This is a genomic window from Solirubrobacter ginsenosidimutans, assembly GCF_027587205.1.
The window spans coordinates 186,648-201,081 of record NZ_JAPDOD010000003.1 but is presented as its reverse complement, the minus strand read 5'-3'; the positions used below and the strand labels follow the sequence as shown (position 1 = coordinate 201,081).

Genomic DNA, 14,434 nt, shown 5'->3' with positions numbered 1-14,434 from the left:
GTGTCCCGGCGCGGTCGACATTCGTCCCTACCCCCGGAGCAAACCGTCGCGGCGCTCCGGGCGCTCGCTGACGAAGTCGATCAGCGCGCGCACCGGCTCCGGGAGGGTCGTCTCGGTGTGGGTGGTGGTGACACCGTCGACGACCACCTTGTAGAGCGTCTCGTCCGGGTGGCTCACGCCGGTGTCGGCCAAGGCGGGTGTGACCGCGGCCGCCGCGAGTTGCTCGAGCCGCCGGCTCTCCGCGGGCGGCAGCTCCTCGGAGGCGAGCTGGGTCCGCGTGGCGATGCCCGCCATCCCGCCGCCGCGGATGATCGAGACGTTCACGACAGGACACCCACCTCGGTCCACGCGTCCGTGACCGCCCGCTCGATGCCGTCGCCGAACAACTCGCGCGCCACCTCGACGGTCGCGGTCGCGGCATCGGCGAACTGCGCGGTCGAATCCAGGCGGTCGGTGAGCGTGACGTACCAGACCCGGCCGACCGTCTCCCACGCGAACCCGCCGACCGCGGTCGCGGCCAGATAGAAGGCGTGGTTCGGGATGCCCGAGTTGATGTGCACCCCGCCATTGTCGTTGCTGGGATCGTTGTCGTCGGGCAGATCCACGTAGCCGTCCATCGTGGCGGGCTGCTGATCGCCCTGCCAAGCGGTGCCCGGCGCCTTCATCGAGCGCAGCGCGCGACCCCACTTCGGCACCAGCGCACCCGCGCCGATCAACCACTTCTCCTCCGCCTCGTCGGCCTCGACCCTGGCGGCGTACTGCTTGGCCAGAACGCCGAAGACGTCGGAGAAGCTCTCGTTCAGCGCGCCCGGCTGCAGGCTGTATTCGAGCCCCGCCGTGTACTGCGTGACGCCGTGGGTGAGCTCGTGGGCGATGACGTCGAGCGCGTGCGTGAAGGCGCCCGGGTTGAACAGCTGGCCGCCGCCGTCGCCGTAGACCATCTGCACGCCGTTCCAGAACGCGTTCTCGTAGCGGACCCCGTAATGGACCGACGAGACGAGCTCGAGGCCCTGGCCGTCGATGCTGTTGCGGCCGTAGGCGTCGCGGTAGAACGCGGACGTCGCACCAGCGCCGTCGTAGGCCTCATTGACCGCCGCGTCGCTGGACGGCGGATCGCCCTCGGAGCGGACGAGCTTGCCCGGGAGCGATGTGCGCCCGCCGTGCTCTGAGTCATAGACCGTCCGCTGGCCCGTGGCCGCCGTCGGGACGAGGTTCAGCTGGCCGGCGTCGACGTCGAGCGTGCGCATCAGGGTGCCGACGAGCTGGCGCTGGGCGCGCAGCGCGGCCGAGGCCGCGATCGTCCGCAGGGCCGCCTCGCGCTCCGGCGGGTCCCCGCGCTCGATGACGTAGGCGAGCAGGTCCGGGGGCGCGATGAAGCAGGGCATACGCGGGATCTCAGAGCCTTTCCGCGCAGCCCGAGACGAAAACTCGGGGCGTGCGCGTCGAGTTATGACGGAGAAACATGAGAACTCGTTGACTTTTGCATGAGAGGTAAATAGCTTGGGCGCGGGTCTGAAGCGGTACTCCCATCGAATGCGCCAGTGATGGAGGAGGGGCAAACTTTGAAGTGTCTGGCGATGGTCCGCGCCGCAGCTGCAGTCGTGGGGACGGCCGCGTTCCTGACATGTGCCGCCGGCGCCCAGGCGCAACGGCCGGCGAGCCTGGGCGCAGGCGCGCCCGCGGGACAGAGCGGCATCCAGCTCTACAACTTCAGCGGCTACCTCTCCAGCGGCGCGGGTGAGATCACCTGTCCCGCTCCCCCGGCAGAGCCGACGCCGCACTGCATCGCGCCGCCGGCGCCGACGACGACCCCGGCCCGCCTCGAGCGCCTGTTCGCGTACCTGCAGGCGAACGGCATCAAGCACGTCGAGCTCTACGGCTACCCGGGCAATCCGTTCCCGGGCACGAACGCGTCGACGCCGGTCAACGTCGCGGGGCTGCAGGCACTGCGCGCGCTGGGCGACAAGTACGGCATCCGCTTCCCCGGTCGCCACGGCAACCTCACCGAGGCCAACTGGGACAACCAGATCATCGCCTCCAAGATCCTCGGCCAGGACCACATCGGCGAGGCCGGGTTCCCGGGTGGCAACGGTGCCTTCAACAGCTACCAGGCGGTGCTGAACACGGCCCAGCTGCTCAACCGGCTCGGCAAGCGCTCGGTGGAGGCCGGACTCGGGCCGGCGTACTTCCACAACCACCAGCAGGAGTTCAACACGCGCTACCTGGACAACGGCGTCCTCAAGAGCGCGTGGGAGATCATCATGGAGCGCACCGACGCGCGCTGGGTCTCAGCCCAGATCGACATCGGCTGGGCGGTCTGTGGCCTCGCGTACGGCTCGCCGCCCGACACCTCCACCGCGCAGGCCGACGTGACCCGCGTGATCAACAAGTTCCAGATGCGGATCGTCTCCTTCCACGTCAAGGACATCGTCGGCATCCGCCCCACCTGCGGGGACGCAGACCAGCGTGAGCTGGGCTCCGGCGAGGTCAACTTCGCCCCGATGTTCGTCGCCGCCAAGAACCGCGTGAAGTACTACCTCTCCGAGCGCGACCCGGTCGCGATCGGCGGCCCGACGAACTTCAGTCCGTTCACGAACACCGTCAACAGCGCGGCGAAGCTCAAGAGCGACCCGGCGCCGGTGCTCTACGCCTACCCGCCGACGTTCGCCTCGGTCGCCGCCGGCACGCCCGCGGCGTCCAACGCCGTCCCGGTCACGGTGACCAACGACGGCGACGCGCCGCTGAGCATCACCGCGATCACCACCGCGGCCAACGCCGACGACGGCGGCACGGCGACCGCGGGCGACTTCGCGGTCGTCAGCAACACCTGCATCGGCACGCCCGTCGCGCCCGGTGCGACGTGCGTCGTCAACGTCGGCTTCAAGCCGACGCGCACGAACTACACGTCGGTCGCGCGCCTGCAGTTCACGTCGAACTCCGACGACGCGATGGACCGGGTCCTGCTGGCGGCGAAGAGCACCAGCGACGCGCTGACCACCGTCGGCGGCAACGTCCCGAGCATGCTCGCGCTGAACGTGTTGAGCGCCGCGCCGAGCTTCGGCACGTTCGCTCCCACGGTCGCCAAGGCCTACGAGGCCGCGGCTGCCGCCAGCGTGACGTCGACGGCCGGCGACGCGGTGCTCTCGGTCAGCGACGCGAGCACCACGGCTCCCGGCCACCTGGTCAACGGCGCGTTCTCGCTGCCGCAGCCGCTCAACGTGCGGGCGGTCAACCTGACCAACCCGACCCAGGCGTTCGTGCCACTGGCGGAGACCACCGGCACGGCGACGAACCTGCTCACCTACGCAGGCCCCGTCAACGGCGACCCGGTGACGCTCGGCTTCCGTCAGCAAATCAACGCCGCTGACGTCCTGCGGTCAGGAATCTACGGGAAGACCTTGACCTTCACGTTGTCCACCACGGCGCCTTAGAGACTCGCCGCGTGGCACCGGCGGGACTTGCCTCCCGCTGGTGCCACACCGGTGTTACACTTGGCCGCATCCCGACCAAGCACCCACGCCACGCCATCACCGAGACGCCGCCCGTCCGCGCGGCGCTTGACGAGCTGCGCGATGAGCTGGGCGATAACCGGATCGAGTTCTCCGAGCTGCTGATCCTCGGCGCCCAGGAGAAGCTCGCCCGCCTGCGCGCCGAACGCGAGGGCGTCGCCGTCCGCCGCACCCGCCTCGCCGACCGCATCCGCAGACGAGATCTCCCGCTCGACCCCGACGCCGCGGACGACGTCCGCCGGCAAGGCTGGGCGCGAGCGTGACCCGCACGCGGCGGCCCGCCCGCCGTGCCTGAGGGGCCGCCGCGCGGCCTCTCCGCCCCGGTCCTGCTCGACAACTCCGCCTGGGCCCGCCTCGCCGCGCCAGGCCTCTCCCACACCCGCTCGAGCGAGGTCGCCGACGCGCTCGAAGACGGCCTGATCGCCACCTGCCTCCCGTTCCTCCTCGAGGCCGGATACTCCGCACGCCACGCGCGCGACCACGCCGAGCTCCTCGACGAACTGCGCGCCATCCCCCACTTCGCGATCGACGACGCCGTGGAACGCCGCGCCGTCGACGCCCAGCGCCAGCTCGCCCGCGTCGGTCACCACCGCCTCCCGCCGGTCGACCTCCTCGTCGCCGCCCTCGCCGACCACCACGGCCTCGGCATCCTGCACTACGACCACGACTACGACCTGCTCGCCGACCGCACCGACCTCGTGTTCGAGAGCGTCTGGCTCGCCCCGCGCGGCTCGCTCTAGGAGCCGGTTGAGGAATCCCGGTGCGCCCGCTGCGGCACATCCGCGGCGCCTCGAACCACCCACGCTGCTCACGTGCCAGAGGCACGCATCGCGAGCGCGGGCGGCCCGAGGCACTGGCGGCTGCACCACATCGGTCGGACCGACCATTCCTCAACAGACTCCTAGCGTCCGCCGGCCACCCGCAGGATCGCGCCCGTCGTGTAGGAGGCGTCCTCGCTCAGCAACCAGGCGACGGCGCCCGCGATCTCCGACGCCTCACCCGCCCGCCCCAGCGGCGTCTGCGCACCCACCCGCGCCGGCCGATCCGGGTCGGCGTGGATCTCCGTCCAAATCGCCCCCGGGGCGACGGCGTTGACGCGGATGCCGTCCGGGCCGAGCTCTTTGGAGAGGCCGATCGTGATCGCGTCGACCGCCGCCTTCGTCCCCGCGTAGTGGACGTACTCGAACGGGCCGCCCAGGGTCGCGGCGCCCGAGGAGAGGTTCACGATCGCGCCGCCCGGCGCCATGACCTGCGCGGCGCGCCGGCAGCACAACAGGACGCCGCCGATGTTGACCGCGAACAGCCGCGGGAACTCGGAGACGTCGACCTCGACCAGACGCCCGACCGGGCCGGTGATGCCGGCGTTGTTGACCAGGCCGGTGACCGCGCCGAGCGACGCGGCGGCGGCGAACAGCGCGTCGACGCCGTCCTCGTCCGCAACGTCGGCCGGCACCGCCTCGCACCGCACTCCGCAGGCGCGCACCGCCTCCACCGTTTCGCGAGCGCGGGCGGCCGCGGCCCGGTAGGAGAAGACGACGTCGTGGCCGTCGGCGCCCAGCCGCCGGCAGATCGCGGCACCGATGCCGCGGCTCCCGCCGGTCACAACCGTAAGAGGAGACACGCGACGGATCGTGGCAAAGCTGCGCGCGGGGCGGCCCGGAGGCCGCCCCGCGCCCACACGCCTAGCGCTTCAGCGTGATCGTCTTCCTGAGCGTCTGCGGCGCCTTGCCGAAGACGCGCATCTGCACGGAGAGCGTGAGCTTCACGCTCTTGGGCCCGCCCTTGCGGGCCAGCGCCCGGGCCAGCGATGAGGAGGGCTTGAGGCTCACCTTGATCGAGTGCGGGCCGTAGCACTTGGCGTCGGCGCTGGCCAACGTCGTCTTGGCCAGCTTGAGCTGCTTGGCGACCGCCGACGAGACCGTCAGCGTCGCCGAGCCGTCCATCGCGCCGGTGCAGGAGATCGGCACGGCGACGCCCTTCTTGGCGAAGGTCGCGCGGGTGATCTTCGACGAGATCGTCCCGAACTTCGCCGTCGCCGTCGAGGCCGCCATGACCGGCAGCGTCGGGCTGATCGGGTTCTGCTGCACGACCGGCAGCGGCGTCGACCCGTCGCCGGTGGAGCCGGGCGGCGTCGTGGCCCCGATCTCGAAGCCGAACGGCGTCTTGGCCTCCTGGTTGCCGGCGGCGTCGGTCGAGCGGACCTCGATCGTGTGCGGGCCCTTGCCCGTGACCGTGAACGGCTTCGCCGTGACGACGCCGCGCGCGCCGGGCGAGAGATCCTCGATCCGGACGTTGCGGTACTGGATGTCGTCCGCACCGCCGTGGTTCTGCAGGCCGATGTAGCCCTGCGCGAACTGGCGCAGGTCGGTCGGCGGGTCGCCGCCGCGGTCGGACTGCTTGCCCGGCGCGTTCTCGAACACCTTGATCACGACGCCGTTACGGCTGATCGTGAACTTCTGCCCCACGACGTCGATCTCGTAGTCCTCCCAATCGCCGCGCGGCTTGGCCGGCCCGATCTCGTCGATGTCGTTGTTGTCGAACGTGTACACGGAGCCGGTCTTGCGCGTCTCACCGGTCGTGCCGTCGTAGATCTGGATCTCGTGGCCGCAGTAGATGGCCACCCAGGCGTTGTCGGTCGCTGCCGAGCCGGTCTTGGCGCACGTATCGGTCCGCGGCGACTGCTCCGGGTTCGGGAAGCGGATGAACACACCGCCGTTGGAGAACCCGTTCGTCCCCTGGCCCTCACGGAACTGCAGCTTGAGCTTGTAGTCGCCGTAGGGCTTCGGGTACCAGAGCATGCCCAGGCCGCCGACGGGGTTGATCCCGCCGGAGCCGTCGTTCATCAGCTCGAAGTTGCCCGCGCCCGCCTGCTTCCACTGCGCCAGCGAGGCCGCGGTGCCGTCGAGGATCTGCTCCTCCTTGGCCATGTACGTCGTCCACGGGCCGCCGTCGACGCGGTACTCGGTCAGCACCGCACCGGAGCCCTTGCCGTCGTCGGTGTTGAGCGTGACCGTCGCGGGCCCGTTCTCGGCGTTCGCCAGCTTGGCGTCCACCGTCGTCTTGGGCGCGGTGGCGTCCACGCGGAACGCGACCTTCTTGATCGACTCGACGTTCTCCGCGTTGTCGGTCGCGAAGTACTCGACCACGTGCTCGCCTTCACCGGCGACCGTGAACGGGTCCTTGTAGGTCGTCGCGGCGCCGCCGTCGATCTTGTAGGTGACCTTGTCCACGCCGTCACCCACGCCGTCGTCGGCGGCCAGCGTGATCTCCGGCGACTTCGTGTACCAGCCGAGCTCGCCGTCGGGCTTGGCCTCGTCGAGCGTGGCCGTGGTGGTCGGCGCGATCTTGTCCGAGCAGTCGACCCGGAAGTAGTCGAAGCCGGCGTAACGCGTCGTGGAGTCCTGGGTGTTGGACACCTTCAGGCCGACCTTGATCTTCGTCGGATCGCCGATGTCGGTGATCGGGGCCGAGATCTGCTGCCACGTCTCACCGTCGGTCGAGCCCTCGGCGATGTAGGTGCCGGCGCCGTTGGCGCTGAGGCGCAGGTAGGCATCGGTCGGGCGCGTCGGGATCGACGGCCCGGTCGAGATCTGCGAGGCCCCGTTGCGCGTCGCCACCCACTCGTACTGCTGGGTGGTGCCCTTGGAGATGTACGTGATCTTGGCGAACGTGTTCGGGTTCTCACTCGTCCAGAGGACGAAGCCCGCCTGGTCGCCCGCGGTGGTGAGCGTCGAGACGTCGAGCTTGGTCGTCGCCTGCCAGCTGCCGTCCGGGGCGTCCTGCAGCAGGACGTTCTGGGCGCTCGCCGTCGCGCCGATCATGTCGCCGTTGCGGACCGTGATCCGCAGCCGCCCGTCGCCGTTGAAGGTGCGATAGGCCGGCGCGGGGCGCAGCACCTGCCACTTGCCGTCCAGCGCGGTCCCGTTGAACTCGTCGTTGAGGCTCGGGGTGCAGTTCTGGGGCACGGCGATCGTGAAGGTCACGGTCTTGGTCGCCTCGACGTTGCCGGTGATGTCCGTCGAGCGGAACTCGACGGTGTAGTCGCCCGGCTGCGAGCGCGTGATCGGCGCCGTGTAGATCTGGAACTCGCCGCCGTTGACGCGGTACTCGGTCGTGTCGATGCCCGAGCCGCCCGCGCCGTCGCTGGCCGTCAGCGTGACCGTCACCGGCCGCGTGTACGTGCCGCCGTTGCCCGGCGCCGCCGGGTTGAACGCCGGAGTGGTGGTCGGAGCGGTCTCGTCGGCCTGCGCGAGCACGTCGACGTTGACCGTGTTGGCGTCGGTGCCGCCGTCGCCGTAGGTGACGGTCAACTTGGCCGTGTAGCGCTTGGCCTCGGCGTACTGATGGGTCGGGTTGGCCTCGGTCGAGGTCTGCCCGTCGCCGAACTCCCACTTGTAGGAGACGCCGCCCGAGCCGCCGACCGAGAAGCGGACCCTGTACTCGCCGATCGGCACGCCCTTCGGCGCGGCGTTCGGGGTCGAGGCTCCGCCGACGTAGTCGTAGCGATAGATGCTGACGCCCGGACCCGCGGTGAAGAACCCGTCGTAGGTCTGCACGTAGAGCGCGCCGTCGGTGCCGAACTTGGAGTCCATGTAGGACCCGCTGCTCCACGTCAGCGTGTCACGAAGGCTGTCGGCGTAGATCGGCAGGCCGCCGGTGCCGGCCGTGGCCGGGTCCAGCAGCAGGCCGTGCTTGATCGACGGGCCGCCGTTGTTGTGCAGGAACCAGCGGCCGTCCCAGTACTCGGGCCAGCGCTTGGAGTTGTCCGTCGCGGTCGCGTTGTAGCGATAGACGGGGCCGTCCATGATCGTCATGCCGTTGTCCTGCGCGTAGGGGCACAGCGACGTCGGCGTGGCGCCGTAGTCGGGCGCGGTACCCGCACCGCGGGGACGCGGGAAGTCCGGGCAGCCGTTGTTGGAGCCCGGGTTGCCGCGCGAGTACCAGAGGTTGTTGCCGCGGACCTTGCCGGCGTCGGCGCCGGTGCCGGTCGCGTGCGGGAACACGACGAGGCCGGTGTTGTTCGGCGAATCGTTGCGGAGGTTGTCGCAGTCGTACCAACCCTCGGTGCCACCGGTGGCGGGACCGCCCGGCAAGTAGCCGGACGGGCTGTCGGTGCGCAGCGCGCCGCCGTCGAGGCGGTCGCGGTACGGCTGCTTGTTGCCCATGCAGTACGGCCAGCCGTAGTTGCCGGCGTGGGTGATCTGCGCGGCGTTCTCGTAGGTCGACGGACCCTGCGTCTGGCTGGGCGCGCCGGCGTCCGGGCCGACCCACGCCGTGTAGGGGATGTCGGTCTTGGGATCGATCGACAGGCGGCTCGGGTTGCGCAGGCCCATCGCGTAGATCTCGGGCCGGGTCTTGCCGCCGCCACCCTCGGTGCCGTCGAACAGGTTCGGGCCGTTCGGGGCATCGGCGCCCGGGATGTCGTACGTCGTCCCGACGCCGACCGTGGGCTGCTGGCCGTCCGGCAGGTCCGCCTTCGGCTTGATGCGCAGCATCTTGCCGTTGTAGTCGTTGGTGTTGCCCGCCGTCCTTCGCGCGTCCTGGTAGGAGAAGTTCAGCGGACCGCAGTTGGCGCTCACGGGGTTGAACGGCGCCGTGCCCATCGGGCACTTGGCGGTCGGGTTGTTGCCCGAGTAGCCGTTGGAGCCCTGCGACGAGTTGGTGTCACCCGTGGTGACATAAAGGTCGCCCTTGGAGTCGAAGCCCATGCCGCCGCCGACGTGGCAGCAGGAGTAGATCTGCGCGTCGTACTCGAAGATCCGGACCTCGGAGGACAGGTCGAGCTTCTTGGTCTGCAGGTTGATCGTGAAGCGCGAGATGCGCGGACGCGACATCTTCGACGCGCGGCGATCGGCGGCCAGGCCCGGAGGCGTCGAGGCCGGGTTGAAGCTCGGGAAGTACTGCAGGTAGATGTGACCCGTGGTCGCGAAGTCCGGCGACGGCGCGATGCCGATCAGGCCGTACTCCATCTTGTGGTTGTTGCCCGAGGTCGCCTCGTCACCGGTGCCGCCGTCGCCGTACACGGCGAGCTTGCCGGCGAGCGTGATGCCACTGTTCTCGGTGCCGTTGGAGGCCGCCGGATCGTAGATGTGGACGGTGCCGCAGCCGATGCCGACGTTCGGATCCCGGTGGTCGAGCGTCTTGGCGAGCGACGAGAGCCCCAGGAGCGAGCCGCGCTCCGCGTTGGTGCGGCAGTCGCCGCGGCCGATGTAGAGCATCCAGCCGTTGTTGGCGGTCGCGATGCCGTGCGACTCACCACTGGTGACCAGGCCCGTGGACTCCGGGCCGGCGCTCATGATCTTCGTGCCCTTGTAGTTGGCGTTGATCGTGGCCTTGCAGTTGCCGCGGGTCAGGCCGCTGGTCCACTGCAGGGCGCCGAGCAGGTGCTTCTTGAAGTCGGCCTCGCCGTACGCGGCCGCGGTGCGGCCCATGCCGGTGTAGAAGGAACGGCCGCCGCGGTAGTCGCGGCACCAGGAGATCGCCGTGTCGTTGTCACCCGTGTCCTTGGTGGCATCGCCCGCGGGCGCGCCGGGAGCGCGGTAGCGCGCGACGACGTGCACGGTGCCGGTGACCCGCGCGGCCCACTGGTACCAGACGTCGGAGCGGTTCCACTGCAGCGGCAGGTCGCGCGTCGCGGGGTGCACCCGGTCGCCGGGGACGACGAGCTTCGGGGCGGTCGCGGTCGAGCTGCCCGCGCTGGGGCGCGCGCCGATCAGGCCGTCGAAGAACGAGCCGGACTCGCCCTGCGCCGCCGAACCGATGCCGAGGAACCCGTTGCCCGCCTCGACGAAGCGCTGCAGCGCGGCCTCCTGCTCGGTGGTGAGCAGGTCGCCGGCGGTGTTCAGGAAGACCACCGCGCGGTACTTCTCGAGGTTGGTCGGGTTGATGTCCGTCGCCGCGGCCGCCTCGTCGACGCCGAAGTTGTTCGCGGTGCCGAGCGCCTTGATGGCGTCCGTACCGGCGGTGGTCGTCGCGTCCGGCGGCCCGTGGAAGACGAGCACCTTGACGGTCTGGGCCTGCGCGGTGGCCGCGAAGGTCAACAGCAGCAGCGCGCTCGCGAGCAGCGCTCGCAGCGTGTTCTTCATGTTCCTCCCCCTGGACTTCACGACTTCCCCTCCAGCGTCACGGTCTGCGTGTCTCGCGCGACGCCGGCCGAGCCTGTGAGGCGCAGCGTCAGCGTCGCGGTGATCGAGCCCTTGGTCTTGGCGAGCGCGCGCTTGACCTTGGTGCTCGGCTTGAGCGTCAATGTCCCCCTGCCCTGCGCCCCGCAGCGGAGCGAACCGCTCGCGAGCGTCGTGCTCTTGAGGCCGAGTTTCTTCGCCACCGCCTTGGTGACGCTCAGGCTCAATGTGCCGCGGTCGACGGCCTGGCAGCTCACGTTGACCTTGACCTTCCCCGCGCGCAGCGCGGAGACGGTCGAGACCTTCGAGCTGAGGTCCTCGAGCGAGGCGAACGGCTTCGGCTTCGGCGCCGGCGCCGCCTGTGGGATGACCACCGGGGACTGCAGGGTCGCGGGCGGGCGGATCACGAAGATCAGCGACTTGAAGTTCTCGACGTTGCCGGCGAGGTCGATCGAGCGGTACTCGACCTTGTGCCCGCTATTGCCCGTGACGTCGAACGCTCCGTTGGTCCTGTAGCTCGTCCACGCGCCGCCGTCGAGCCGGTACTCGGTCTCGACCGCCCCCGACCCGTCGCCGTCGTCGCGGGTGAACGCGACCCGCACCGCGGACGTGTACTCCGCGACCGGGTCGGCGCCGTTGAGGCGCACGCTCGTGGTGGGCGCGGTCTCGTCGACCTTCAGGCTCAGCGACTTGACCGCTTCCTCGTTGCCGGCGATGTCGAGCGAGCTGAACTCGATCACGTGCTCGCCGGCCGTGTGGACGACGATCGGCTCCTCGTAGGTCGACCAGTCCGCGGCGCCATCGATCCGGTACCGGATCTCGTCGGTGCCCGACCCGGCCCCGTCGGCCGCGTTCAGACGCACCGTGACCGCACCGTCGTACCAGTCGTCCCCGCCGAGCGGGCTCCCCGGCGTGAGGAGCGTGGTCGTGGTCGGTGCCTTGGCGTCGACCTTCAGCCGCTGTTGCTTATAGGTCTCGGCGTTGCCCGCACCGTCGACCGAGCGGTACTCGAAGAGGTGCTCGCCCTCGGTCGCGTAGTCGAACGCGCCGGTGTAGCCCTGCGGCGCGCCGCCGTCGATGCGGTACATGATCTGCTCGACGCCGGAGCCACCCGCCTCGTCGACGCCGTTGAGCGTGACGCGGACGGCGCCCTTGTACCAGTCGTCGTTGCCGTTCGGCGCGGCCGGGTTGAAGGTGGCCGACGTGGTCGGCGCCTTGTTGTCGTCCGGGAAGGCGACCTGGCCCGAGAGGTCCGGCATCGTGAAGATCGCGCCGGTGGCCTCGAGCGTCAGCGCCATCAGGTAGGCCCGCGTGTTGGTGCCGGTCGTGGCACCCGTCGGGAACGTCACCGAGACGAGCGTCTTGGCGGGCTGCGGGTTGTCGACCGGGAAGTGGTAGATGCCACAGCCCGCGGTGTCACCCGTGCTGTTCGCCCGGTAGCGGCCGTTGAGCTTGCCGATCGCGAAGTGCGCGCTGGCGGTGGCGTTTCCACACCAGTCCGGCCACTGCACGTTGACGGTGGCGGTGGTGTTGTCGCTGTAGCGCAGCGTGAAGTCGCCGCCCGCCGGGCCGCCGTCCGTCGTCGTCCCGAAGAAGTGCAGCTTCGTGTACGGCTTCTGGTCGGCGGGACGCAGCGTGAACACCTGGCCCACCATCCCGGCGAAGTTCGGCTTCGTGCCGGTCGTGTCGGGCATCCGCAGCGGCACGTCGTCGGACGCATCGCTCGGTGCCACGCCGACCGTGCCCGACGGCGGCATCTGCTCCGCCGGCAGCGAGTACGGGTTCGTCGGCGGGTAGATCTGACCGTTGGCGCGGGTCGCGTTGGTCGTGATGCCGACCGTCGTGAAGAGGTTCGTCGCGGCCACCGCCAGCGGCTGGATGCGCACGTTGCGGAAGGAGACCTCGTCGGCCGTGCTGTGGTTCTGGAGGCCGATGTAGCCCGCGGCCCGCGCGTGCGTCCCGGTCGTGTTCGTGTACGTGTTCACGACCGTGCCGTTGAGCGTGATCGTGTAGACGTCCTTCTCGTAGCGGATCTCGTAGTCGTTCCACTGCCCGGCCGGTTTGGCGGCGCGCGCGATCTCGCGCTTGGTGTTGTAGATCGAGCCCGTCTTCTGGTCCTCGCCGTCGCCGGCGACGCCTTCGCGGATCTGGATCTCGTGACCCGAGTCGATCGCGATCTGCGGGTTCGTGCCCGGGTTCGGGAAGCGGACGAAGATGCCGGAGTTGTCCGTGGCGTCGGCGGTCTTGAACTGCGCCCGCAGGACGAAGTTGTCGTAGGTCTTGGTGTTGAACCAGAGCAGGCCGAGACCGCCTTGGCTCACCAGGCGGCAGCCCTCGGTGCCGTCGTTGACGATGTCGAACCCGCCCGGACCGGCCTGCGTGGTGCCGGCCAGGTCGAGGCCGTTCCACAGGCGTTCGTAGCCCGCCTCCGGTGTGCCGTTGGCCGTGCAGGGCACGACCGGCGACGGAGCGACGCGGACGTAGTCGAACTTCGCCGTGACCGGCGTCACGGCCTCGCCGCGCAGCGCCATCGGGCCGAGGTAGCCGGCGCCGAGGTCTGAGATGTCGCGCGACTTGCCGACGTCGATCCAGGTCGTGCCGTTGGTCGAGTACTGCGCGGTGGCCAGCGCCCCGCTGGAGCGCATGCGCAGGTAGAAGCTCGTCAGCGAGTCGGGCACCGCCACGTTGAAGGGCGCGTCGAGCTGGTACTGGCCGTCCTTGACGCGCACGAACTCGATCTGGCTCGAGGCGCCCTTGTCGACGAGCACCACCTTGATCCAGTTGAGGGGCTCCTTGTAGAGCAGCAGGCCGGCCTGCTGGCCCTCGAGCGTCGTCGTCAGGTCGATCTTGGTCTCGGCCTGCCACGTGCCGCCCGGGACGGGCTGGCCGATCAGGTTCGGCGCGGTGCCGTCGACCTCGTCGAGCCCGGTGTCGATCTCGAGGGCGCCGTTGGCCACGCGGTAGCCGCCCGGGGCCTCGCGCTCGATGTGGCTCCAGCGGCACTTCTCGAGGTCGGTGCCGCTGAACTCGTCGCTCTGCGCGTTGAGCGAGACGAACTCGAAGGGAACCTCCGGGCCGTCCTGTGCGTTGTCAGCCGCGTAGAGCCCGAGCTTGACGCCGCTGCCGATCTTGGCCGGACGCCCGATCGGCGCCCAGGTGATGCCATCGCCGGAGTACTCGCCGCGGATCGTCTGGCCGTCGGAGATGACACGGATCGAGACCAGCGCCGGGAACGAGTCGTTCAGTGGCGGCGTGGTGTCGGTGCCGATCTCGAGCCGCGCGACCTTGTCGGCCGTGAAGATGTGCTCGAACCAGCGGCCCTGCGTGCCCTTGTTGATGACCGTGAACTTGCTGAAGGTCGAATCGTCCTTGTAGACGATCAGACCCGCCTGCTGGCCCTCACGGTTGAAAGCTTTCGAGTCGAGCTTAGTAGTGGCAGTCCACGCACCATTCGGTACGTCTTGAAGTATGAGGTTCTGCGCGGTGGCTCGATCCCCGTACATGTCGCCCGTCAGGGCGCGCAGCTTCAGCTGCCCGCCGGAGACGCTGTAACCGGCGGCGTTGGGCCGCACGATCGTGTTCCAGCGCGTGGTGTCAAGCGCTGTTGTCGTGAACTCGTCGACGCCGCACGAAGCGACGTCGGCGGGTGCATCTTGGACGGGTGCAGCCCCCGCGGAACCCGCGAGCGCACCCAGCAAGAGCACCCCAACCACCAGCAACGTCCTCAAGGACCGCATCCGCCCCTCCCGTTTCTCCCCCTGCGGCATTCTGCAACGACTTGGCGTAAGCTACCACTCATCTGGA

At 69.8% G+C, this 14,434-nt stretch carries 8 protein-coding genes; 3 read left to right on the top strand and 5 right to left on the bottom strand.

All coding sequences use genetic code 11. The annotated features are described in order from the left end of the window. Window positions 1–27: 27 nt before the first annotated feature. Entirely contained in the window at window positions 28–324 is a 297-nt protein-coding gene (locus OM076_RS05780) for a protealysin inhibitor emfourin (protein ID WP_270038537.1), read from the bottom strand. Next, window positions 321–1,385 carry a M4 family metallopeptidase gene (locus tag OM076_RS05775; protein WP_270038536.1) on the bottom strand — a complete coding sequence of 355 codons (1,065 nt, stop codon included), beginning with the start codon at window positions 1,383–1,385 and terminating at the stop codon, window positions 321–323. The genes OM076_RS05780 and OM076_RS05775 overlap by 4 nt, the downstream gene beginning before the upstream one ends. Window positions 1,386–1,577: 192 nt before the next feature. Here OM076_RS05775 and OM076_RS05770 point away from each other — a divergent pair, with 192 nt between their 5' ends. The 3 genes from OM076_RS05770 to OM076_RS05760 are packed head-to-tail and all read left to right on the top strand — an operon-like array spanning window position 1,578 to window position 4,249. Further along, window positions 1,578–3,431: a hypothetical protein gene (locus OM076_RS05770; protein ID WP_270038535.1), complete on the top strand. Its 1,854-nt coding sequence runs from the start codon at window positions 1,578–1,580 to the stop codon at window positions 3,429–3,431. An 11-nt stretch (window positions 3,432–3,442) separates the two neighbouring features. Further along, window positions 3,443–3,772: a hypothetical protein gene (locus OM076_RS05765; protein ID WP_270038534.1), complete on the top strand. Its 330-nt coding sequence runs from the start codon at window positions 3,443–3,445 to the stop codon at window positions 3,770–3,772. A gap of 24 nt (window positions 3,773–3,796) precedes the next feature. Beyond that, complete coding sequence (locus OM076_RS05760; protein WP_270038533.1) at window positions 3,797–4,249, top strand: PIN domain-containing protein; 453 nt, start codon at window positions 3,797–3,799, stop codon at window positions 4,247–4,249. 161 nt (window positions 4,250–4,410) lie between these two features. Here the strand turns inward: OM076_RS05760 and OM076_RS05755 are convergent, their stop codons facing one another. The 3 genes from OM076_RS05755 to OM076_RS05745 all read right to left on the bottom strand — a co-directional run bounded on the left by OM076_RS05755 (window position 4,411) and on the right by OM076_RS05745 (window position 14,343). Next, entirely contained in the window at window positions 4,411–5,130 is a 720-nt protein-coding gene (locus OM076_RS05755) for an SDR family oxidoreductase (protein WP_270038532.1), read from the bottom strand. 61 nt (window positions 5,131–5,191) lie between these two features. After that, on the bottom strand, window positions 5,192–10,594 hold the full coding sequence (locus OM076_RS05750) for an OmpL47-type beta-barrel domain-containing protein (RefSeq protein ID WP_270038531.1): 5,403 nt from the start codon (window positions 10,592–10,594) through the stop codon (window positions 5,192–5,194). Window positions 10,595–10,611: 17 nt separating this feature from the next. Next, window positions 10,612–14,343: an OmpL47-type beta-barrel domain-containing protein gene (locus OM076_RS05745; RefSeq protein ID WP_270038530.1), complete on the bottom strand. Its 3,732-nt coding sequence runs from the start codon at window positions 14,341–14,343 to the stop codon at window positions 10,612–10,614. Window positions 14,344–14,434: the final 91 nt, after the last annotated feature.